21 protein-coding genes and 1 pseudogene are annotated in these 22458 nt (G+C 70.7%); 7 read left to right on the forward strand and 15 right to left on the reverse strand.

Annotated features, from left to right (window positions below):
• Positions 1 to 49: 49 nt before the first annotated feature.
• From FPZ41_RS31230 to FPZ41_RS31250, 5 genes are all read right to left on the reverse strand, one after another.
• A complete protein-coding gene (locus FPZ41_RS31230) occupies positions 50 to 988 on the reverse strand; it encodes a dihydrodipicolinate synthase family protein (protein WP_152866985.1) in 939 nt (312 codons plus the stop codon).
• Complete coding sequence (locus FPZ41_RS31235; RefSeq protein ID WP_152866996.1) at positions 985 to 2058, reverse strand: oligopeptide/dipeptide ABC transporter ATP-binding protein; 1074 nt, start codon at positions 2056 to 2058, stop codon at positions 985 to 987. Before FPZ41_RS31235 ends, FPZ41_RS31230 begins: the two co-directional genes overlap by 4 nt.
• 104 nt (positions 2059 to 2162) lie before the next feature.
• Positions 2163 to 4148, reverse strand: a complete 1986-nt coding sequence (locus FPZ41_RS31240) for a dipeptide/oligopeptide/nickel ABC transporter permease/ATP-binding protein (RefSeq protein ID WP_152866997.1) — start codon at positions 4146 to 4148, stop codon at positions 2163 to 2165.
• An 11-nt stretch (positions 4149 to 4159) separates the two neighbouring features.
• The gene (locus tag FPZ41_RS31245) at positions 4160 to 5119 is read right to left on the reverse strand and encodes an ABC transporter permease (protein WP_131565643.1); all 960 of its coding nucleotides are present in this window, start codon (positions 5117 to 5119) and stop codon (positions 4160 to 4162) included.
• A 61-nt stretch (positions 5120 to 5180) separates the two neighbouring features.
• Positions 5181 to 6809: an ABC transporter substrate-binding protein gene (locus FPZ41_RS31250; RefSeq protein WP_322620946.1), complete on the reverse strand. Its 1629-nt coding sequence runs from the start codon at positions 6807 to 6809 to the stop codon at positions 5181 to 5183.
• 221 nt (positions 6810 to 7030) lie between these two features.
• Here FPZ41_RS31250 and FPZ41_RS31255 point away from each other — a divergent pair, with 221 nt between their 5' ends.
• Positions 7031 to 7771 carry a FadR/GntR family transcriptional regulator gene (locus FPZ41_RS31255; protein ID WP_152867000.1) on the forward strand — a complete coding sequence of 247 codons (741 nt, stop codon included), beginning with the start codon at positions 7031 to 7033 and terminating at the stop codon, positions 7769 to 7771.
• Positions 7772 to 7811: 40 nt separating this feature from the next.
• Positions 7812 to 8279, forward strand: coding sequence for a phosphatase domain-containing protein (locus FPZ41_RS31260; RefSeq protein WP_152866986.1), 468 nt, complete (start codon positions 7812 to 7814; stop codon positions 8277 to 8279).
• On the opposite strand, the gene FPZ41_RS31265 is transcribed toward FPZ41_RS31260, so the two are convergent.
• From FPZ41_RS31265 to FPZ41_RS31290, 6 genes are all read right to left on the reverse strand, one after another.
• The gene (locus FPZ41_RS31265; RefSeq protein WP_194236270.1) at positions 8271 to 9242 is read right to left on the reverse strand and encodes a cyclase family protein; all 972 of its coding nucleotides are present in this window, start codon (positions 9240 to 9242) and stop codon (positions 8271 to 8273) included. The two genes, FPZ41_RS31260 and FPZ41_RS31265, sit on opposite strands and share 9 nt — an antisense overlap.
• A gap of 14 nt (positions 9243 to 9256) precedes the next feature.
• The gene (locus FPZ41_RS31270) at positions 9257 to 10009 is read right to left on the reverse strand and encodes an IclR family transcriptional regulator (RefSeq protein ID WP_152866987.1); all 753 of its coding nucleotides are present in this window, start codon (positions 10007 to 10009) and stop codon (positions 9257 to 9259) included.
• A gap of 165 nt (positions 10010 to 10174) precedes the next feature.
• Complete coding sequence (locus FPZ41_RS31275) at positions 10175 to 10456, reverse strand: hypothetical protein (RefSeq protein ID WP_131565651.1); 282 nt, start codon at positions 10454 to 10456, stop codon at positions 10175 to 10177.
• Positions 10457 to 10470: 14 nt separating this feature from the next.
• Positions 10471 to 11808 (reverse strand): TRAP transporter large permease subunit, encoded by a 1338-nt coding sequence (locus tag FPZ41_RS31280; RefSeq protein WP_322620947.1) that lies wholly within the window; start codon positions 11806 to 11808, stop codon positions 10471 to 10473.
• Complete coding sequence (locus FPZ41_RS31285; RefSeq protein ID WP_322620948.1) at positions 11805 to 13196, reverse strand: RraA family protein; 1392 nt, start codon at positions 13194 to 13196, stop codon at positions 11805 to 11807. Before FPZ41_RS31285 ends, FPZ41_RS31280 begins: the two co-directional genes overlap by 4 nt.
• Before the next feature lie 133 nt (positions 13197 to 13329).
• Positions 13330 to 13902 carry a class I SAM-dependent methyltransferase gene (locus FPZ41_RS31290; RefSeq protein WP_152866989.1) on the reverse strand — a complete coding sequence of 191 codons (573 nt, stop codon included), beginning with the start codon at positions 13900 to 13902 and terminating at the stop codon, positions 13330 to 13332.
• A gap of 55 nt (positions 13903 to 13957) precedes the next feature.
• Between FPZ41_RS31290 and FPZ41_RS31295 the strand changes: the two genes are divergently transcribed.
• Entirely contained in the window at positions 13958 to 14728 is a 771-nt protein-coding gene (locus FPZ41_RS31295) for an AraC family transcriptional regulator (protein ID WP_152866990.1), read from the forward strand.
• A gap of 43 nt (positions 14729 to 14771) precedes the next feature.
• Here the strand turns inward: FPZ41_RS31295 and FPZ41_RS31300 are convergent, their stop codons facing one another.
• From FPZ41_RS31300 to FPZ41_RS31315, 4 genes are all read right to left on the reverse strand, one after another.
• The gene (locus FPZ41_RS31300) at positions 14772 to 15611 is read right to left on the reverse strand and encodes an isoprenyl transferase (RefSeq protein WP_152866991.1); all 840 of its coding nucleotides are present in this window, start codon (positions 15609 to 15611) and stop codon (positions 14772 to 14774) included.
• A 75-nt stretch (positions 15612 to 15686) separates the two neighbouring features.
• Entirely contained in the window at positions 15687 to 16436 is a 750-nt protein-coding gene (recO, locus tag FPZ41_RS31305) for a DNA repair protein RecO (RefSeq protein WP_152866992.1), read from the reverse strand.
• 37 nt (positions 16437 to 16473) lie between these two features.
• Positions 16474 to 16704: a hypothetical protein gene (locus tag FPZ41_RS48800; RefSeq protein ID WP_322620949.1), complete on the reverse strand. Its 231-nt coding sequence runs from the start codon at positions 16702 to 16704 to the stop codon at positions 16474 to 16476.
• The gene (locus FPZ41_RS31315) at positions 16701 to 16928 is read right to left on the reverse strand and encodes a hypothetical protein (protein WP_152866993.1); all 228 of its coding nucleotides are present in this window, start codon (positions 16926 to 16928) and stop codon (positions 16701 to 16703) included. Before FPZ41_RS31315 ends, FPZ41_RS48800 begins: the two co-directional genes overlap by 4 nt.
• A gap of 116 nt (positions 16929 to 17044) precedes the next feature.
• Here FPZ41_RS31315 and FPZ41_RS31320 point away from each other — a divergent pair.
• From FPZ41_RS31320 to FPZ41_RS31335, 4 genes and pseudogenes are all read left to right on the forward strand, one after another.
• A pseudogene (locus FPZ41_RS31320) lies at positions 17045 to 17703 on the forward strand (helix-turn-helix domain-containing protein).
• Complete coding sequence (locus FPZ41_RS31325; RefSeq protein WP_152866994.1) at positions 17685 to 17906, forward strand: DUF397 domain-containing protein; 222 nt, start codon at positions 17685 to 17687, stop codon at positions 17904 to 17906. The pseudogene FPZ41_RS31320 and the gene FPZ41_RS31325 overlap by 19 nt, the downstream one beginning before the upstream one ends.
• Positions 17907 to 18401: 495 nt before the next feature.
• Positions 18402 to 19655 carry a GNAT family N-acetyltransferase gene (locus tag FPZ41_RS31330; protein ID WP_322620950.1) on the forward strand — a complete coding sequence of 418 codons (1254 nt, stop codon included), beginning with the start codon at positions 18402 to 18404 and terminating at the stop codon, positions 19653 to 19655.
• Between the two features lie 686 nt (positions 19656 to 20341).
• The coding region (locus tag FPZ41_RS31335; RefSeq protein ID WP_322620951.1) for an AfsR/SARP family transcriptional regulator at positions 20342 to 22458 on the forward strand (2117 nt) is incomplete at its 3' end.

Raw genomic sequence — 22458 nt, forward strand, 5'->3', positions numbered from 1 at the left:
GGGCGGCGGGGGCGGAACAATCCGCCGGAAGAACCCGCCGGAACAACCCCTACAGCAGGCCCGCCGACGCCAGGTACTTGCCCACCCGCTCCACCTCGTCCTCCGACAACGCCACCTGCGGCTCGGCCGTGGCGCCGCACGCGATGACGCCCCGGAGCCGGAGCGCCGCCTTGAAGGCGCCGAGGGCCGAGGAGCTCCCGCCCATACGGCCGTCGGCGGCACCCGCACCCACCATGCCGAACAGGGCGAACAGCCGGTCCTGTTCGGCGCGGGCCCGCTCCCAGTCACCGGCACGGCAGAGGTCGTACAGACGGACGTAGCCGGCCGGGTCCACATTGGCGAGACCGGGCACGGCACCGTCCGCGCCCATGGCCAGGGCCGAGTCGACGAGGAGTTCGGAGCCGGTGAGGACGCTGAAGCCGGTGATGTCGTGGCGGGTACGGGCCCCCGTCACCACCGCGCGGAAACCGGCCTGGTCGCCGCTGGAGTCCTTCAGCCCGGCCAGCACGCCTTCGGCCGCGAGGTCGAGGACCAGGTCCGGGCCCAGCTTCGTGTGGACGGAGACCGGCAGGTCGTACGCGACGACCGGGACCGGCGAGCGTTCCGCGATCAGCCGGTAGTGGCGGGCGATCTCCGCGGGGTGGGTGCTGGTGTAGAAGGGCGCGGTGACGACGACGCCGTCCGCGCCCGCCCCGATGACGGCCGCCACATGGTCCAGGACCCGGGGCGTGGTCATGTCGATCGCGCCCGCCAGGACCGGCAGCCGACCGCCGACGTGCGTCACGACGCTCTCCACGACCAGCCTGCGCTGCCGGTCCGTCAGATACGCGGCCTCCGACGACGAGCCGAGCACGAACAGGCCGTGCACACCCCCGGCCACCAGATGGTCGACCAGGCTGATGAGGGAGGGGACGTCCACCTCGCGATCCGGTGTCAGCGGGGTGCAGACGGGAGGTACGACACCGGTCAGCGGGGTGGACATGGTCATGGATGCTCCCTGGGTTCTTTCCGTACGTCGGGTACGGGGACGTCGGCCATGGCGGTGGCCTCGGGCGGTGCGGAGGCGGCCGCCTGGGCGACGAGCTCCCGGGTCGGCCGGCCCTCCTCAACAGGATGGTGGCACCGGAAGCGGTGACCGGGCGTCGACGCGGCCGCGACGTCCGGCATCACCTCCGCGCACACATCGTCCGCCTTCCAGCAGCGCGTACGGAACGGACAGCCGCTCGGCGGGCGTGTCGCCGACGGGACCGGCCCGACGAGAGGGATCGGGTCGATGGGGTCCAGCAGGCCGGGTGTCGCGGAGAAGAGCGCGCGGGTGTACGGGTGACGGGCGCGTTCGGTGACCTCGTCGGCCGGGGACTCCTCGACGATCCGGCCGAGGTACATGGTGATCACGCGGTCACTCATGCGCCGTACGGTCTGGATGTCGTGCGACACGAACACCAGGGCCAGGCCCAGACGCTCCTTGAGGTCCAGCAGGAGGTTCAGGATCTGGGCGCGCACCGACACGTCCAGGGCGCTCGTGGGCTCGTCGGCCACCACAAGGTCCGGGTCCAGGGCCAGCGCCCGCGCGATGGCGACGCGCTGCCGCTGTCCGCCCGACAGCTGACCGGGGAGGGCGTCGGCGAGTGCCCCGGGGAGGCCGACCAGGGACATCAACTCCCGTACGCGGTCGTCGCGTTCGGTCGGAGTGCCACGCCGGTGGACGTCCAGTGGGTCGCGGAGGATCTGGCGGACGGGCAGCCGCCGGTTCAGGGCCGTGGAGGGGTCCTGGAAGACCATGCCGGTGCCGCGGCCGACCGTGGCCCGGCGCTCGGCGGGCTTCATCGCCCACAGGTCCCGGCCCCGGAACGAGACCGTGCCGGACGTCGGCCGCTGCACGCCCACCAGCACCTTGGCCAGGGTCGACTTGCCGCAGCCCGACTCCCCGACCACGCCGACCGTCTCGCCGGGCGCGATACGGAATGCGGCGCCCGTGAGGGCGTACACCCGGTCGCGTGTGAACAGGCCGCCGCTGCGGGCCCTGTGGACGACATGGGCGTCGGTGAGCGCGGCCAACTCGCGCCCCGCACTGTTAATCCGCTCGGGCACCTCGTGCCCCGCGCTGCTGAGCCGCTCGGGCACCTCGTGCCCCTCACCGCTCACCCGCTCGGTCGGCTCACTCACTGCACGGCCCTTCCCGTCGGCTCGGGGGCGGTCAGGTCGATCGCCGGATGGTGGCAGGCAGCCGTGTGACGGGTGCCGCCGGCGAGTTCGGGGCGGGTCGTGTGGCACACCTCGGTCGCCATCGGGCACCGGTCGGCGAACCGGCAGCCCCGCGGGAAGTCGGCGGGGGAGGGGACCGTGCCCTTGATCTGGGTCATGCGTTCGGCGGCCGACTCCAGGGACAGCACGCTGCCGAGCAGGCCGCGTGTGTAGTGGTGGGACGGGCTGCCCACCAGGTCGGCCGTCACGCCCGTCTCCACGATCCGGCCGCCGTACATCACGATCACCCGGTCGGTGACGTCCGCGATGAGCGCCAGGTCGTGCGAGACCAGGATCAGCGCGAAGTCCAGCTCCTCACGCAGCCGCAGCAGCAGCTCGATGATCTGTGCCTGCACGGTGACGTCGAGGGCGGTCGTCGGCTCGTCGGCGACGATCAGCCGGGGCTCGCGGGACAGGGCCATGGCGATCAGGACGCGCTGGCGCTGCCCGCCGGACAGCTCGTGCGGGTAGCTGCGCAGGGTGCGGTCCGGGTCGAGACCGACGAGCTCCAGCAGTTCGGCGGGGGTGCGCCGGCCGCCCCGCCGTACGACCTGTTTCAGCTGGGCGCGGATCGTCATCGCCGGGTTCAGGGACGACAGCGCGTCCTGGTAGATCATCGCCATGTCGTGGCCGAGCAGCCGGCGCCTGACGCGCATCGGCTCGGCCAGCAGATTCCGCCGGCCGAAGCGGACCTGTCCGCGTACACGGGCACCCTTCGGCTCCAGGCCCATCACGGCCAGCGCGGTCAGCGACTTGCCGCAGCCCGACTCGCCGACCAGGCCGACGACCTCGCCAGGGTGAACGTCGAAGCTGATGCCGTCCACGATGTCCACGCCGCCGTGCCGCTGCTCGAAGCCGATGGCGAGGCTCTCGACCGAGAGCACCGGCTGCCCTCCGGGCAGGGGCCGGGCCCGGTCGCGCAGCCGACGGGCAGCCTCCGTGAGCCCCGGCAGCTCCAGCACCTTGCCGCTGCCCGGCTCGGGCGCCTCCAGCCGGTCCCGCTCGCCCGTGCGCGCCTCGACGTCCCGGGGCGCGGGCGCCGCCCACGCATCCGACACGCCCTCGGAGAGGATGTTCAGGGACAGCACCGTGACCAGCATCAGCAGCCCCGGGAACACGGTCGCCCACCAGCCCCCGGTCAGCACCATGTTCTTGCCGTCCGCGATGACACTGCCCCACGACGGGTCCGGCGGCCGCACCCCCGCGCCGATGAACGACAGCGACGCCTCGAAGACGATGGCCTCCGCGACCTGCACCGTGCAGAACACCAGCACAGGGGCGGCGCAGTTGATGGCCACGTGCTTCACCACGATGTGGGGCGTACGGGCCCCGATCACGCGCTCGGCGGTCACATAGTCCTCGCCGTACTGGTCCAGGACGTTCGCCCGTACGACCCTTGCGACCGGCGGGGTGAACAGGAACGCGATCGCGCAGATCAGCACGGTGATGCCACCGCCGAACACGGCGACCAGCACGGCGGCCAGCGCGATGCCCGGGAATGCCATGACGACGTCCAGGCAGCGCATCAGCGTCTCGTCCACCGCCTTGCGCGAGGTGGCGGCGACGGCACCGATGACCGCCCCGACGATCAGCGCAAGGCCGGTGGCGCCGAGCCCGATCGCGAGCGACCACCGGGCCCCGTACATCAGCCGGCTCAGGATGTCCCGGCCGAGGCTGTCCTGCCCCATCCAGTGATCCGCGGACGGCGCCCCCGTACCGTCCACGAGCGCCTGCTGGTCGAGCGGATCGTGCGGGGCGAGCAGCGGCGCCAGCAGCGCCACCAGCACCACGACCGACAGAAAGCAGACCGCGATCCGGGACAGCAGCTCAAGCCGCTGCCAGCCGCGCACCCGGATACCCGGACGGGACAGGGCGTCCGTGAGCCGTTTGCGCGTCGGCACCATGAAGCCGCCCATCAGCTCGCCTCCCTCAGCCGCGGGTTGACCAGCAGATAGAGGATGTCGATGACGAGGTTCACGACCACGAAGCCCGTGGCGGTGGTCAGCACCACACCCTGGACGACCGCCGGGTCGCCGTTCTTCACGGCGTCGATCATCAGCTTCCCCATCCCGGGCAGCGAGAAGATCGTCTCGATGACGACGGCGCCGCCCAGCAGATAGCCGACGCGCAGCCCGAGCACGGTGAGTGGATTGATCAGCGCGTTGCGGAGCACGTTCCGGCCGACCACGACCCTCGGCGGCAGACCGCTCCCGATCGCCGTCCGCACATAGTCCTTGTCCAGCTCCTCCACCACCGACGTGCGCACGATGCGGGTGAGCTGCGCGGCCACCGGCAGCGACAGCGCGAACGCGGGCAGCGTCATCGTCTTCAGCCACCCCGTGAACGAGTCCGCCGGATTGACGTACCCGCTCGTCGGGAACCAGCCCAGGTCCACCGCCAGGTACTGGATCATCAGCAGCGCCAGCCAGAACCCGGGTGCCGCCACCCCGGTCAGCGACACCACCCGGATGATCTGGTCCGGCAGCCGGTCCCGGTAGATCGCGGCGGTGACCCCGCCCAGCAGGGCGAGGACCACCGCGATGCCGAGGCCCATGAAGGTGAGCTGGACGGTGAGCGGCAGCGCGGTGGTGACCTGGTCGACCACCGGCGCCCTGGTCAGCGCGCTGATCCCCATGTCACCGTGCAGCAGATCCCCGACGAACCCCACGTACCGCACGGGCAGCGGGTCCAGCAGCCCGTTCTCCTCCCGGAACTGGTGCAGCTGTTCGGGCGTCGGATTGGCCCCCTGGAAGAACGCGGACGCCGGGTCGACGTCAGAGAACCGCATGACCAGGAACACGAACAGCACGATCCCGAGCACGAGGGGGACGAGCAGCGCGATCCGGCGGATCAGGATCCTGAGGATGGCGATCACGTACGAACTCCAGCCCTCACGGTGACTCCTGCCCTCACGGTGACTCCCGACCTCACCGTGACTACACCCACTTGGCCTGAAGCAGATTGATCCCCGGATAGGGCTGCGCCCTTATCCCCGCCAGCCGCTTCGGATCCCACGCCGTCATCAACTCGGTGTGCACCACCGGATACAGCACGGCCTGCTCGGCGACGACATCGACGTAGTCCTGGATCATGGCCTTCTTCTTCTCGGCGTCCGGCTCCCGCGTCGCCTGGTCCATGTCCTTGAAGAGCTGCTTGGCCACGGAGTTGTCGGCCCACCGGGTGTACTGCATCCAGAGGTTCGTCGCCGTGTAGTTGTAGCGCATGATCAGATCGGCATCGAGCCCGAACTGGTTGGGGTTCGAGGCGGCGGCGACGACCTGGTAGTCCTGCTTCTGGTCCATCTTCGTGAAGACGGCCGTGGTCTCCTGCGGCGACAGCGTGGTCTCGACTCCGATCGCGTCCCAGGAGGCCTTGATGGTCGGCAGGCAGTCGACGATCCAACTGACGTTCACGGCCAGGATGTCGATCTTCAGCCCGCTGACCCCGGCCTCCTTCAGCAGCTGCTTGGCCTTGTCCGGGTCGTAGTCGTACACGGTCTTCGCGCGCCGGTACGTGGGATTGGCCTCGTTCAGGAACGACGAGGACGGTGTCCCGTGCCCCTTCAGCGCGACCTCCACCATCTTCTCGGTGTCGATGGCGTAGCGCAGCGCCTGCCGGACCCGTACGTCGTCGAAGGGCTTGTGCCGGGTGTTGAACATCAGGAAGAGGTTGTTCATCCCCGAGCCGCCCTTCACGGACAGCCCGCCCTTCTCCAGCTGCGTGATGTTGGCGTACGGGATGTTGTCGGCGATCTGCGCGCCGGCGCTCGCGCCCGAGATCTTCGCGACGCGTGGGGCCGCGTCCACTATGGTCAGCCAGTTCATCTTCTTGAAGGCGGGCTTGCGCGGGCCGTTGTAGTCCGGATACGCCTCGAACGTGGTGTTGGACTTCGGGTGGTGCGCGGTCTGCCGGTACGGTCCCGAGCCGATCGCCTTGCCCTTGATGGCGTCCTCCCAGGCGCCGGGCCCCGAGAAGACGTGCTTCGGCATGATCTTCGCCAGGGTCAGCCGCGAAACCCCTTCGGGGAAGGGGAACTTCAGCACCAGCTCGACGTTCTGCGCGTCGATCTTCTTCACTTCCTTGAGCCAGCTGACGAAGAACCCCTTGGCCAGGGTCTGCGTGTCCGGATCCAGAATCCGGTCGAACACGAATACCACGTCGTCGGCGGTGACCGGCTTCCCGTCGTGGAACTTCGCACCCGCCCGCAGCGTGAACTTCCAGGAAGTGCCGGTGAGATCGCTCGGCACCTCCGTGGCGAGCGCCGCGTACGGCTCGCGCGAGATGGGGTCGGTGTCGAGGAGGCCCTCGTAGATGTGGTTGTTGGCGGCCATGCAGAAGGCGGACGCGGTCTGGGTCGGGTCCCAGCTGCCGTCGTTGCCGTAGCCGATGACGGCGGTCAGCGTCCCGTTCCCGCCGCCCCCGCCCCCGGTGTCATTGGTGGACTCGGGCCCGGACGAGCAGGCGGTCAACGACGAGGAGATGGCTGCGGCGGCACCCAGCGCGCCGGAGTACTTCAGGAACGACCGGCGGTGCAGCGCCGGTACGTCAGGGATCACGTCGCGCACGGTTCCTCCTACAGGGGTCCGGGAGGGGAGGAGTACGAGGAGTACTGAGTATGTGGTGAGGAGATACGACGTCCTACGTCATAGGGGGCAGCGTGACCATAAGAGGGGCCGTGGGGGCGGTCAAGAGTCCGCACACGAATGGCGTATCTTCCACAGGTACGACCAATGGCAGGCTGAAAACCGTTCCGGAGGTGGGACGTCGGATGTCCAGTGAGCGTACGATGCGGCGCATGTCTCAGGAGACCGGGAACCGACGTCGGCCCGGACGGCGGGTGAGCAGCCAGATCCAGCGCGACGTGATGCAGCTGATCCTCGACCGAAAGCTTCAGCCGGGCGCGCCGCTGCCCACCGAGACGGAGCTGATGGAGGACCTCGGCGTCAGCCGCAACTCCGTCCGGGAGGCGCTCAAGGCGCTCCAGGCCCTCGACATAGTCGACATCCGGCACGGCTACGGCACCTACGTCGGTCAGGCCTCGCTGACCCCCCTCGTCGACGGCCTCACCTTCCGCACGCTCGCCCGGCCCGACGGCGATCCGGGCGCCCTGGCCGAGATCCTCCAGGTGCGCGAGGTGCTGGAGGAGGGCCTGATCCGCCGCGCCGCGGCCACCCTGTCCGACGCCGACCTGGACCGTCTGGAAGCGGTGGTCGACCGTATGGAGGCGGCCGGGAAGGCGGGGGAGCCCTTCCCCGAACTCGACCGCGAGTTCCACGAGCTGCTGTACGCGCCCCTCGGCAACGCGCTCGTGCCGCAGCTGCTCGGCGCCTTCTGGACGGTCTTCCGCCGGGTCTCGGGCGCCCGCGGCTGGACGGACGACCCGTCCCCCGAGCTCACGGTGCGCCGCCACCGCGACATCGTCACCGCCCTGCGGGCCCACGACGTCGAGGCCGCCCAGCGCGCGATGGCCGACCACTTCCGCGGCATCGAGGCGAGGGCGGCACAGGAGTCGCGCGGGGTCGGCTGAACCCCGTCCTCCGTCCACGGGCCCTGCCTAAGCTGGCCCGATGACCGAGCCCTGGAAGCCGACCGACCCCGGAGTGCTGTGCCTGCCCTCCGGGCGCCTGGTGCGCGGCCGAGGACTGCGCCACTCCCTCCCGGAGGGCCCGACGCCCACCTACGCCGTGTACCTCCTCGGCAGACAGCCACCCGAAGTCCCGTGGGACGCCGACTGGTTGTGCTGGCCCGACTTCCGTCTGCCCAGCGACCGCGCCCGGGCCGGGGAGATGTTCCGGGACGTCTGGTCCCGCGCCGCCACCGAGCGCGTGGAGCTCGCCTGCGGCGGCGGGCGCGGCCGCACGGGCACCGCCCTGGCCTGCCTCGCGGTCCTCGACGGCGTACGCCCGGAGGAGGCGGTGGCGTATGTGCGCGAGCACTACGACCGGCACGCGGTGGAGACGCCGTGGCAACGGCGGTACGTACGGCGCTTCGCGGAGCCGCGCGCCCAGGACCTGTCCGGGGAATCGTCAGCGTAGGGCGGTGGCGTTGGCGGGTGAGCCGACTCCACCCGTCAGGTTGAGGGGCTTGACGGTGAGGAGACTGTCCCAGCGCCTGGTGGTGCGGCAGTCCAGGGCGAGGGCGTGCAGGTTCCACAACTCGCCCAGCGGGAGGCCCAGTTTGGCGATCAGTTCCTGGTGCATCATGCCGTCGTCCTCGGGGGCGGTGTGGCGGAAGTCGCTGGTGTCCAGCACGGGCAGGACTTCCACCGCGAAGGTGTCGGTGGCCAGCAGGGCGATGCGGTGGTCCCAGCACCAGGCGGCGAAGGCGCGGCTCTGGGCGAAGCCGGTGGCGCGTCGTTGTGCGCGGACCTCGGCGCGTACGTCCTGGGTGGTGGTGAGGTACCAGGCTGCCCAGCCGGTGTGGACGAGCACCAGGTCACCGGGTTCGACGTGACAGTTCTGCGCCGCCAGGGCTTCGTCGAGGAGTTCCGTGGTCAGGGCGGGGCCGTCCGCGTGGTCGAGGGGAGTGCCCCGGTCACGGAGCAGGCCGTCGATGTCGATGAGGACGCCCCGTCCGACGAGCGGCGTCTCGGCCCAGAGCTGTATGCCCAGCCGGGGGCTGCCGGGGGTGATCTCGTCGTCGGGGACGCCGTTGTAGAAGCCGTGTCCGGAGGCGCGGCGGTGGCGGAGCCCGTCGACCTGGGTGCTTGCCTGGAGGTGGAAGTTGTCCAGTACGTCGTCGCGGGCCTGCTCGTGCTTCGCGGTGATGCGGTGGTGGGGCACGCCCCGGGTCTTGGACATGGGCGGGTCGAAGGCGTCCAGCGGGTAGTCCAGATTGAAGGCGTGTCCCTCGGTGACGCAGGCGGCGGCGCGGCGGATCTGCTGAGGGCCCGCGAAGTTCGCCATGCCCCGTTCGGGCCGGTCGGCGAACAGATGCCAGCTGGATCCGGGCGGGGCGTCGGTGCGCCGGGTGAGTTGCCGGTAGGTGGGCAGAGCCATGAGCGGGCTTTCTGTCAGGGGCAGCGGGCGGCGACGGCGCCGGCTGCCCGGCGTACTTCGTTGATGATGCGGGGCCGGTCGTCCTCGGCGAGTTCGCTGTGCGGGCCGCTGACACTGAGTGCCCCGAGGGTCTCCTCGCCGTGACGGATGGGCGCGCTGACGGCGATGACGTCGAGGACGCGTTCGCTCAGGGAGAGGGCGTATCCGTCGTCGCGGACCCGGCCGAGGTCACGCGCGAGGGCGTCGGCGGTGATCTGCTCGCCGGAGATGCGGGTGAACGGAGTGAACTGGTCGATGAACGCCCGGAGTTCGGGTTCGGGAAGCCATGCGGCCAGCGCCTTGCCCGCGCCCAGGGTGAGCGGGAGCTTCTCTCCGATGGGCAGTTGGTAACGCAGGGGGTTGCGGCCCTGTACCCGGGCGATGAGCACACGGGAGAAGGCGACGCGTACGAAGAGGCTGGCGGTCAGGCCGGTGGTGGCGGCCAGCTCCTGGAGGATGGGCAGGGCGACCTGGCTGAGGCGGTTGTTGACGAGGAAGGCGTGGGCGGTGGCGACGGCGGCCGGTCCTGCGACGTAGCCGCTGTCCTCCTTGGCCGCGTAACCGCGTTCGACGAGCACGTTGAGAATGCGCTGGGCGGTCGCGACGTGCAGGTCCGCGCGGCGGGCGACCTCGCTCAGCCGCAGTGGCTGCCTGGTGTCCTCCAGCACCCCCAGCACGTCGAGGGCCCGGTCGAGGGAGCGCATGGAAGCGGCGGGGGCGGTGGCCATGTGGGGGCTCCTGGATGGTCTGCTCTGCATGCGGAGTCTTGATAAGGGTTATCAGCATGCGAGCAGGGGGTGGATCGCACAAGATCCATCCAGGCCGGTCACGGCCTCAGCGGCCTCAGTCAGTGGCCTCAGCGGTTAGCGGTGGCCCCAGCGGTCTCAGTGACCTCAGTGGCCGCGGGGAGCGGGGGCGGCGTAGGAACGGGACTCGTCCGGGGTGTTCTCGTCCCGCGCCGGTTCCGGGCGACCGTAGGAGAGCACGAACGAGAGGATGCCGGAGATGCTCGCGGCGATGCACGTGGCCGGTCCGGCGTCGGCCTCCACGTCCGCGACCCACTGGGCGTCGCCGAGGACGATGCCCAGTGCCTGGCCCGCGACGACGGCGACTCCGCCCGCGAGGAAGACGAGGATGCTCAGGCGGAAGAGCTGTTGCATGAGACGGTGCGCCATGACGGTCTCCGGTTTCAGACGGGCAGGACGCCGGTGGCAACCGCGGCGCCGATGAACAGGATGGGCACGCAGTAGTACGTGACCAGGGGCAGGAAGGTGCGGGCCGGGTCGACCCCGGCGATACCGCTGGCGACGTAGATGGGGGCTCCCGACGGTGGGGAGGCACCCTCGGTCGAGGCGAAGATGAGGACCGCGACACAGGCGGTGGCCGGCGGCACCCCGGCCCCGACCAGGGAGGAGACCGCGACCGGGCCGATGGCGGCCATGGTGGCGGAGGCGGTCAGCGGAATGGCCACGCCCACCACGAGGACACCCACGATGAGCGCCATGGCCCACAGAGGGGCGTTCACATCGGCCAGCAGATCGGTCAGTTGCTGGGGGAGCCCGAGTTCCCCCAGCACGTTGGAGGCGGAGAAGGCGGCCACGATGGTGACACCGATCACCCCGAACTGAGGGGCCGCGTCGCCGAGCATCCGCCACCATTCACGGCCCGAGCGGGGAAGATGCCGTCGGCCCAGGATCAGGACGGTGGCGATCAGCAGGACGGGGATCCAGGTGATCAGACTGATGGCGTCCGACATCTTGGCGCCCACCCAGTCGCTCAGGGCGCCACCCGAGACGCCCCGGGTCATCAGCAGCGGCACGACGATGCCGACGAACAGGAACAGGCTCGTCCACCCCGCGCTCAGGCTGGTGCGCAGGGGCAGCAGGTCGGCACGGTCCATCGGCTGGATCCTGTGACGGCGCACCATGACGAAGGCGGCAACCATCCGATAGCCCAGACACCACAGTCCGCCCAGGAACAGCGGGAGCACGATGTCGTCGGTGGTGGCCATGGACGCCACGCCGGCCGAGCCCATGAGGATGAACATGGTGGAACTGAAGGGGAACGTGACGCCCATACCGGCGCCGCCGGCCGCGACCGTGGCGGCGAGTTCGGGGCTCACCTTGGAGCGCTTCATCCAGGGGATCGTCACCGACCCGACGGCCGCGGTCACTGCCGCCCCGACGTGGGCGATGGCGCCGAACACGCCCGCGGCGGCCGTGGAGGTGTAGATGGGTCCGCCCCGCAGCCGTCCCAGCAGGGAGTTGAGGATGCTCAGCAGCTGATCCAGTACCGGTGTGCGGGACAGTACGTAGCTCATGAAGACGAAGGCCAGAGCGGCGAAGGTGACTTCCTCCCGCATGGCCTCGGCGAACCCGTTCCACATGACGTGCCCGATGTCGCCACCGGCGAACGCACCCGTGACGAGGAAACCGACGATCAGGGCCTCGCCGATGTTGCGCTTGAGGACGGCGTTCCACACGATGATGGCCGCGATGTAGCAGCCCAGGGCCCATATGGCGATCACGAGGCTCCTCCTGGCGTGACAGTGGCGGCCGCGGCGCGGATGTCGGCGCGCCGTCGGGCTTCGTCGGCCTCCACCGCACGCGCGGCGGCCAGGACGGACGCTGCCTGGTCGGCCGGGACGACGGCGACGCCGTCACCGTCACCCACCACCAGGTCGCCCTGCCGGCAGACAACGCCGCCCACGGCGACGGGCACACCCACCCGGCCGGGCCCGAACTTGTAGGGGCCCGCCGGTGTCACCGCACGCGCCCACACGGGGAAACCCATCTCGGCCAGTACCTCGACATCGCGGGTGGCTCCGTCCAGCACCATGCCCACCACACCTCGTGCCCGGGCCCGCTCGGCGATCAGTTCGCCGATCAGCGCGCGGGACGTGTCGCTCTCACCATTGACGACGATGATGTCACCCGGCTCGGCGACCCTGATCGCCTCGTGGATCGCCTGATTGTCCCCGGCCCGGGTCCACACGGTCAGGGCGCGGCCCACGGCCCCGGCCCCGGGCCAGACGGCGCTGATCCCGGAGTCCACAAGGCCGAGCCGCTCGGTGGCGTCGCCGATGTTCGCGGTCGGCAGCCCCTGGTACGCCGCGATCATCTCCGGTGTCACCCGGGCGGTGTCACGCAGTCCTTCGGGGCGGATGGCCAGTTCGTGCACCTGACTGATGGCGCGGGGCAGCACCGTGTCGAGGCCGAGTTCGGCCACCAGATCCGCGGCCGCGGACACTTCGCGCGCCCGGCGGGCACCGTGCTTGTACGTTCCCTGGTACAGCCGCTCCAGCGTCGCCTCGCCGTCCGAGAGCTCGGCCGCGATCTGCTCACGCACCCAGCGCTCGTCACCGGTCGCCCGGCCCGCCTCCACGGCCTCCACGATGATGGCGCCGAGCCCCTTCATGAACAGGCTGCGCAGCAGCTTGCGTGCCGAGGCCGCCCCGGGCTCGTCGCCCAGGTCCTCGACCGGAGCCCCCAGTGTGCCGAAGTAGTCGGCGATCACTGACGCTCCCTGGCCACTGGCGACCAAGGCGGTCCGGTGACGGAGCGTCGGCACCGACCCGATGACGGAGACGTCCGCGAAGACCGCGGGGGAGGCGTCGATCGCGGCGGCGATGCTCCGCTTCAGCTCCGGGGCGGCCGCGTTCATGTCCGCGTACACGGTTGCGGCCCGCAGATGCGGGGCCACCTCCATGGCCACGTCCAGCGCCGCCTTCGCACCGGTCAGGCCGAGTACCAGGTCGCAGCCCGCGACCGCATCGGCAGGGGAGTCCTTCCGTTCGACGCCGCCGGGGGCGGGCACATCGGCCGGATCGAATCCGGCCACCTCCCAGCCGTTTTCCAGGAAGCCCGCCGCATACAGCGCCCCGGCCTCGCCGAGGCCCAGGATTCCAACCTTCACCACAACTCCCTCTCGCGCTTTCTCGCACAGTGATAAGAGTTATCACTAAGCGCGGGAGGATGTTGCTCTGGCGTTACGCGTACGTCAAGAGTCGAGCGAATGATCGATCAAAGTGGGCGGCCGGGGAGCGGGCTCAGGGGCGGCGGGCCCGGAAGCGGAAGCCGTTGGCTTCGGGGTGCAGGTTCATGGACACGTCGGTGAAACCCGCCCTGGCCAGGCGGTCGGGGAAGGTGTCCGGATCGATGGTGTTGTTCGTGTCGCCGAGGTGGAGAATCCGGAAGCGGAAGCTCGGCAGGCTGTCACTGCCGGCGAAGACTCCGCCGGGGCGCAGCACGCGGAAGGCCTCCGCGAAGATGCGGTCCTGCTGCTCGGCGGTCGGCACGTGGTGCAGCATCGTGAAGCACACGACCGAGTCGTACGACGCGTCGGGCAGCGGCATGGCGGCACCGTCCGCGTGGAGGACGCGGGCACGGTCGCCCCAGGTGTCCTGGAGCATACGGGCGGTGGCGTCGTCGATCTCGACGGCGGTGAGGCGGGGCACCCGCTCCACGAGCACGCGCAGATTGGCCCCGTAACCGGGACCGATCTCCAGCACGTCCTCACCCAGCTCGACGTCGGCGAGCGCCCACGGCAGCAGACGCTCCTTCGTCATCAGCGCCCACTTCTCGGAACTGCACAGCTTGCGGTGGACCAGGTTCATCGGCATGCCACCGACGCTACGAGCGCCCCTCGGTGTCCACCACGGGCTAGGCTGCCGTCCCATGTCGCGAAACGGACAGTGGCCCGCCCCGACCGCGATCTTCATCGGCCACTTCACCATGCCGCGCGGCACGGCCTTCCCCCAGCACTGGCACGCCGCACATCAACTCGCCTGGTCGGCCAAGGGATTGCTCCGCGTCACCACCGAGCAGGGCTCCTGGCTGCTGCCGCCCTCGCTCGCCCTGTGGATCCCCGCGGGCGTGCCCCACACGACGGAGTCGGCGGGCGACGCGGTGATGCGCAGCCCGTACGTGAACCCGGAGAGCTGCCCGCAGCTCGACTGGCGGGAGCCGACGGTGCTGGAGGCCGGCCCGCTGCTGCGCTCCCTCATCGACCACCTGGTGCGCACCGACCTGACGCAGGAGGCCCGCTCTCGCGCTGAAGCGGTCCTCCTGGACGTCCTGCACCCCGTCCCCGTGACGAGCGTCGCCGTGACCGTGCCCCGCGACCCGCGCGCCCGCGTGATCGCCGACGCCCTCACCGCAGACCCCGCCGACAGCCGCTCCCTCGACTCCTGGGGCACCCGGGCCGGGGCGAGTGCGCGGACGCTGGCCCGCCTGTTCGTCTCCGAGACCGGGCTGGCGTTCGGCCAGTGGCGCGAACGCCTGCGTATGCGCGCCGCGATGCCGCTCCTCGCCGAAGGCCTCCCGATCGAGTCCGTCGCCCGCCGCGTGGGCTACGCCTCGGCCAGCTCCTTCGTGGCGGCGTTCCGGCGCATCGTGGGAGTGACACCGCGGCAGTACTTCCCCGTGGAGCGGAAAGACCTCCCGTGAGGAGACCTCTCGCGGAGAGACCTCCCGTGCGGCGGGCGGCGCGTCAGCCCTGCTCGGTCCGTCCCTCCATCGCCAGCAGCTCCTCGTTCGGGATCGCACCGCCGAAGCGGCGGTCGCGCGACGCGTACTCGAGGCACGCGCGCCACAGGTCACGCCGGTCGAAGTCGGGCCACAGCACGTCCTGGAAGACCATCTCGGCGTAGGCGCTCTGCCAGAGCAGGTAGTTGGAGGTGCGCTGCTCGCCGCTCGGCCGCAGGAAAAGGTCCACGTCGGGCATGTCCGGGTAGTAGAGGTACCGCGCGAAGGTCTTCTCGTTGACCTTCGACGGGTCGAGCCGGCCCGCCTTCACGTCCTCCGCCAGGGCCTGGGCCGCGTCGGTGATCTCCGCACGGCCGCCGTAGTTCATGCAGAAGTACAGCGTGAGCCGGTCGTTGCCCTTGGTCTGCTCCTGGGCGACCTGGAGCTCCTTGGCGACCGACTTCCACAGCTTGGGCATACGGCCCACCCAGCGCACCCGGATGCCGAGTTCGTCGAGAGTGTCCCGGGTCTTGCGGATGAAGTCCCGGTTGAAGTTCATGAGGAAGCGGACCTCGTCCGGCGAGCGCTTCCAGTTCTCCGTGGAGAAGGCGTACAGCGAGATGCTCCCGACGCCGATCTCGATCGCGCCCTGGAGCACGTCCAGCACGCACTCGGCGCCGACCTTGTGCCCCTCGGTGCGCGGCAGACCCCGCTCCTTGGCCCAGCGCCCGTTGCCGTCCATGACGATCGCCACATGGCCCGGGACCAGCTCGCCGGGGAGTTTCGGCGGGCGGGCGCCGGACGGGTGCGGCTCCGGCGTCCTGTACTCGCGGCGCTGCCGCCCCAGGAACCCGCGTACGACCATGTGCTTCTCGTCTCCTCGTGCTTGCTTTTCCAGGACAGGTTTTCCAGGAAAGGCTTCTTCAGGACTTCGGCTTCTTCAGGACTTCTCGACGTACCGCAGGGAGCGCAGCCCGCGTTCCAGGTGCCAGTGCAGGTACGCGGACACCAGCCCGCTGCCCTCCCGCACATGCCGCGGCTCGCACGCGTCCGCCGTCTCCCAGTCTCCCGTGAGCAGCGCACCGAGCAGTTCCAGCGCCTGCGGAGACGGTACGACACTGCCGGGCACCCGGCAGTCCCCGCACACGGACCCCCCGGACGCCACCGAGAAGAACCGGTTCGGCCCCGGCATCCCGCACTTCGCACAGTCGCTGAAACTGGGCGCGTACCCGTTCACGGCGAGGGAACGCAGCAGGAACGCGTCCAGAACGAGGTGCGGCGCGTGCTCGCCCCGGGCGAGGGTACGCAGCCCCCCGACGAGCAGCAGATACTGCTGTACGGCCGGCTCGCCCTCGTGGTCCGTGAACCGCTCGGCCGTCTCCAGCATCGCCGTCCCGGCGGTGTACCGGGCGTAGTCGGCGACGATCCCGCCACCGTACGGGGCTATCGTCTCGCTCTGCGTGCACAACGGGAGCCCGCGCCCGATCAGGTCGCTTCCGCGGGCGAAGAACTGCACGTCCACGTGCGAGAACGGTTCGAGGCGGGCCCCGAACTTGGACTTCGTCCGCCGCACGCCGCGTGCCACGGCCCGGACCCGCCCGTGATTCCGCGTGAGCAGCGTGATGATCCGGTCCGCCTCACCCAGCTTCTGGGTGCGCAGCACGATGCCGTCGTCGCGGAACAGACTCATGGGACCCATTCTCGCCTACGGAGCGGCCGCGATGCCGTCAAGGCACTTCGCCCCTACTCCTCGCGTTCTCGTACGCCGTCGCCGCGCGCAGCCGTTCTATCGTCGTCGCCGCCCGCAGGGACTCGGGTACGCAGTCCCACTCCCGGCCCCCGCCCACCGGTCTCAACTGCACATACGGTCCCTCGTGCCCCATGACCCGGCCCACCCTTCCGCTATGGGTGTCGACGGCGTACGACCCGATCGGGGGCCTGTTCCCGGTATCGCTCACCGCAACGCCGCCGCGAGGCGTGCCGCGACGGTGACGGAACAGCCGCCCAGCACCACGAGCGGACAGGGTGCCTCCCGCGCGAGAGTTGCCGGGTCGATCCCCAGTGACGGCAGCACAATTCCGGCCCTCGCGAGCGCTTGCCGCAATTCCTCCACCGTTTCCTCCGCCTCTTCGACGCAGAGCGCCGAGTGTCGTCCCCCGAGTGATGCGTTTTCTGCCTTCACCGCTGCTCCCCTGACCTGTTGAGTTTCACTCTTCGCATCTCCATGGTGACGCTCTGCGCCTACACTCGGCAGGAGTCTGTGCGCTACAAGTGCGGGGCAGTACGAGGGGATCGACCATGGCCAACGGTTCGCGGCAGGCCGCGTGGGAGTTCTTCGGGGTCGAGCTGAAGCGGCGCCGGGAAGATGCGGGATTGACTCAAGTCGAGCTGGGGGCGCGGGTATTCGTCTCCGGTGGATACATCGGGCAGTTCGAACAGGCGATTCGTAAGCCGCAGTTGGATGTGGCGCAGCGAATTGACGAGGTACTGCAAGCCGATGGTTTTTTCGAGCGCACATGGCGAAAGCTCATGATGACAAGCGGTATGCGGATTACTTCGCGGCGGTTGTGGAACTGGAGCGGACGGCCACAAGGGTCTGCGAGTTCGGGCCGGCGCTGCGCATCCCTATGGGCGGCTCGGAGGCCATGGCTGAGCAAGTGCAGTACATCGCCGGGCTGATGCGCGAGCGCAAGGTGTGGGTGACGGTAGTCCCGTACACAGCTGGAGCGCACGCCTCGATGGGCGCGATGCTGCAACTCATGGAGTTCGACGATGCGCCGCCGGTTGCCTATACAGAGACGTCATTTTCGGGAACGTTGATCGACGATCCTGCTGTAGTGAAGCGAGCGCAGCGCGCATACGACCTGATCAGGGTCGCCGCACTGTCGCCGGAGGCGTCCCTCGCCCTGATCGAATCGACGGCTGAGGACTACAGACGATGCCCGAGTACGACCTGAGCAACGCCCGCTGGCGGAAGAGCAGTTACAGCAATGGCGAGGGCGGCAGCTGCGTCGAGGTCGCCGACGAGGTCCCCAACGTCGTCCCTGTCCGCGACAGCAAGGTGCCCGGAGGGTCTGTTCTGCTGGTCGGGGCGGTTGCCTGGGCCGAGTTCATCGGTGCCGTGACTGAGCTGGGTGGCGGTGCCCGAGTTCTCAAGTGACCCTCGTGGCCGCCCGCTTCTGGTCAGTGTCGTGCTTCCGCGCTCCGAGTAAAGGGCGCTCCCTCCGGTCGCGTCGGCTACGCCGATTCCGCTTCGCTCCACCCTTGACTCGGACCACTCCAGCACGGGTGAGAAGCGAGCGGGCGGCCGGAGGAGGAGCGGGGCCTCTTACGGGGGAGTACGTCCCCGAGCTACGAAGGCACCCGGCGACGGGGACGCGTCAGCACCTCGGGGCACGCCGGGCCGACTCAGCGTCTGCCGGTGAGTGGGGGGGGGGAGTGAGAGCGCGCGGCTGCCGAGGTCGGCTCTCCGTGACTCCGCGGCTCCGCGGGAGGGTGCCTGGTGGGGATGCGACACTTCTTGGGAAAGTGTTGCACTCTCGCGACTCACTGCCCGGCCCCCCCGGCCCTCCGGCCTGGCGACGCACCGCTGACGTTCGAAGACCTTGGGGAAAGTCAGTCGCTGGGGCGGCTCGGCGTCCGGTACACAGACCTGGTGACGAACCCTCCGTACCTGCTGCGCAGTGTCACCGACGACGAGTTCGCGCCCTGGGCGCGCATGATCGCAGACACCTACGGTACGGACCGCTCCGAGGAAGAGCTGGCCGACCAGCGGGCCGCGATGGATCTGGAACGGACCATCGCCGCATTCGACGGGTGCCTGCCAGTGGCCGGCGCCTCCGTCTACAGCCGGGTGCTGACCGTTCCTGGCGGCGTCATGCCCGTTGCGGGGGTCGCCTCCGTGGGCGTGGCCCCGACGCATCGGCGTCGCGGAATCCTCACCTCGATGATGCGCAGGCAGCTGACGGACCTGCATGAGAGCGGTCGAGAACCGATCGCTGTGCTTCGCCCCTCGGAAGCCGGGATCTACGGACGCTACGGTTACGGGCCGGCCACGCTGGGCAATCGGCTCCGCTGCGACCGGCGCGCCCTGCGCTTCCGCCCGAGCACAGACTTCGGGAACGGAACCATCCGGCTGTCGGCGGCCACGGAGGCCGGTCCCGTCATCGAGAAGGTCTACGACCGGGCGCGAGCCGCGACGGTCGGCTGGCCCGACCGGCAGGACAGTCACTGGAGGGTCCGCCTTGCCGACCGTCCGCACGCCCGCGGATCGGCCACAGCCCTGCGTTTCGCAGTGCATTGGGACAGCGACGGCCGAGCCACCGGCTACGTGCTCTACCGGCACCGGTCAGTGCCGGACGCGCTCGGTGGGAGCACCGGCATGGTGCAGGTGGAGGAACTGGCGGCACTCTCGCGTGAGGCATACGCCGCGCTGTGGCGCTTCCTCGCCGGAATCGATCTGACGACCTGGATCGAGTACGAGGGCGCCGTTGACGAGCCGCTGCCCCACCTGCTGACCGAGCCGCGGGCGATCCACGCGACCCTGGTCGACCGCTTGTGGGTGCGGCTGGTCGACGTCGACCGGGCCCTCACGGGACGACGCTACGCGGTGCCGCTCGATGTCGTTCTGGACGTGGAGGACACCTTCTGCCCGTGGAACACCGGACGCCACCGGCTCCGGGCGGAGGGCGAGAGCGTCAGCTGCGAGCCCACGACCGCCCCTGCCGACCTGCGGATGACGGCAGCGGAACTCGGCGCGGCCTTCCTCGGCGGCACCACCTTGGCAACCCTCGCGGCCACGGGCCTCGTCGAGGAACTGCGCCCCGGCACGCTGCCCCTCGCCTCAGCCGCCTTCCGCGGCGAACGGGAGCCCTGGTACCCCGGCGGCTGGGCGTTCCCGCTCTACTGAACACCCCCTCGACATCCCGGTGCCCGTCACGCAGATCGGCAATTGGCAGATTTGGGCCAGCATCAGGACCAGCCACCAGGCCTTACCGGGCCCACCGTTGGCCCAAACCCGCCAATTACTCGTCCTGCCTGCCCACCTGCCTGCCCGTCGCCGCAGCCGTGCTCCCCCCACTCACCGGCAGACGCTGAGCCGGCCCGGCGTGCCCCGAGGTGCTGACGCGTCCCCGTCTCCGGGTGCCTTCGTAGCTCGGGGACGTACTCCCCCGTAAGAGGCCCCGCTCCTCCTCCGGCCGCCCGCTCGCTTCTCACCCGTGCTGGAGTGGTCCGAGTCAAGGGTGGAGCGAAGCGGAATCGGCGTAGCCGACGCGACCGGAGGGAGCGCCCTTTACTCGGAGCGCGGAAGCACGACACTGACCAGAAGCGGGCGGCCACGAGGGCACCTCGACCGCCGAGGCCCCACCCGTCAAGGGCCCCCATTGCGGCGGCCGACCGGCTCCAGGCCGCGCCGGAACAAAATCTCCGCCCGATTCACCCAGAATGCCCGCCACCACCACACCGCTCCCCTGGTTTTCCCACAACTCCCCGGTGCATCATGCGATCTGGGAAACCACGACGCCGTACATCCGCGTCGAACGTTGCGTGAGCAACGCTGTCGCTGCGATCCGACGGCACGGAAGACGGGGACCCGTGGAGCTGGAATACCGCTTGCTCGGCCCGGTCGAGGCCTACCGGGACGGCATGCCCTTGCGTCTGGGCGGCCCCAAGCCGCGGGCGCTGCTGGCCGTGCTGCTGCTGCGGGCCGGGCAGGTCGTGCCCGCCGACGCGCTGGTCGACGCCATCTGGGGCGAGGAACCGCCCGACACGGCGCGGGCACTGGTGCAGTCGTACGTCTCGGCGCTGCGGCGCGCCCTGCCCGAGGACGCCGGGGAGGCGATCGAGACCCGGGCGCCGGGGTACGTGCTGCGGCCGGGGGCCGGCCGGGTCGATCTCGTACGGTTCGAGGAGCTGACCGCCGAGGGACGGCGGGCCGCCGCCGAGGGGGACCATCGCGCGGCCGCCCGCGCGCTCCGTGAGGCACTGGCCCTGTGGCGCGGCCCGGCGCTCGGCGGGGTCGGGGGCGCGCTGCGCGGCGAGGCCGTACGGCTGGAGGAGGCCCGGCAGACGGCGCTGGAGGAGCGGATCGCGGTCGAGCTGGAGATCGCGGGGCAGGAGGCCGACCTCGCGACCGAGCTCACCGCGCTGGTCTCGGCCCACCCCACGCGGGAGCGGCTGCGCGGCCAGCTCATGCTCGCGCTCTACCGGCTGGGGCGCCAGGCCGACGCCCTCGCGGTGTACGGCGAGGGGCGCGCCGTGCTCGCCGACGAGCTCGGCATCGACCCCGGGCCGGAGCTGAACCGGATGCACGAGGCCGTGCTCCGGGCCGATCCGGGGTTGTTGCCGGGCAGGCGGACCCTGGCCACCGCGCCGCCGCCCGCCCGTACGGGTGCCCCGCCGACACGGCCCGTTTCGCTGTTGCCGCCCGCTCTCGGTGACTTCACCGGGCGGGAGACGGAGTCGGCGGAGGTCGTCGAGTGGCTGACCGGGCCGCGTGCGGCGACACCCGTGGTCGTGGTGTCGGGGCCCGCCGGAGTCGGGAAGTCCACCCTTGCCGTGCAGGCGGCCCACCGGGTGGCGGAGCGGTATCCCGACGGCCAGCTCTACGCCGAACTGCACGGCTTCAGTGAGCCCGTGCCGCCGGGGGAGATCCTCGGGCGGCTGCTGCGTGCGCTGGGCGCGGACCCGCCCGAGGACCCGGCCGAACGAGGCGACCTCTTCCGCAGCCTCGTCGCGGGGCGCCGCATCCTGCTGGTCCTCGACGACGCGGGCAGCGAGTCGCAGGTGCGTCCGCTGCTGCCGGGCAGTGCGGCCTGCGGGGTGCTGGTGACCTCACGGACGCGGCTCGGCGGGCTCGTCGGCGCCCGGCGGACCGACCTCGACGTCCTGGACGACGTACGCGGACTTCAGTTGCTGACTCGTGTCATTGGCGCCACCTGGGGGGACCCCCGGGAGGAGGCCGCCGCGCGGCGGATCGTCGAGCTGTGCGGCGGGCTGCCGCTGGCCCTGCGGATCGCCGGGGCGCGGCTGGCGACCCGCCGGCACTGGACGCCCAGCATGCTCGCCGACCGCCTCGCCGACGAACACCGCCGCCTCGATGAGCTGTCCGTGGGCGACCTGGAGGTACGGGCGAGCCTCGGCCTCAGCTATCAGGCGCTGGACCCGAGCGCCCGCCTCGTGCTGCGCCGCCTCGCGACGCTGGGCTCGGCCGACGTGGCCGCCTGGACGGTGGCCGCGCTCGCCGACGTACCGGAGGACGAGGCGGAGGAGGTGCTGGAACGGCTCGTGGACGCGCAACTGCTGGACTGTCCCGGCACCGACCAGGTCGGCCAGCCCCGCTACCGGCTCCACGACCTGGTCCGCGTCTACGCCGCCGAACGCGCCGAGGTCGAGGACCCGGTCGCCGACCGAACGGCCGCCGTGGGCCGCGCCCTGACCGCCGGCCTGTGGCTGATGGACCGCGTCACGGAGGCGGCACCCCCGGGAGCGGTGATACTGCGCCAGCGCCGCGCGGTCACCGGGACCTTGGGCGACGCCCCAGGCCGACGTGGCGGCTCCGACGGCTCCGACGGCTCCGACAGCCCGTACGGCACCGCGACCCCCCGGCACTCGGCCGCTCCCTCCGGCTCCTCTGCTCCCTCCGGCTCCTCTGCTCCCTCCGGCTCCTCCGTTCCCTCCGGCCCCTCCGCTCCCTCCGCCCCCGTCAGTGC

Origin of the sequence: Streptomyces acidicola (assembly GCF_009377235.1) — a bacterium.
Taxonomy (GTDB): Bacteria; Actinomycetota; Actinomycetes; order Streptomycetales; family Streptomycetaceae; genus Streptomyces; species Streptomyces acidicola.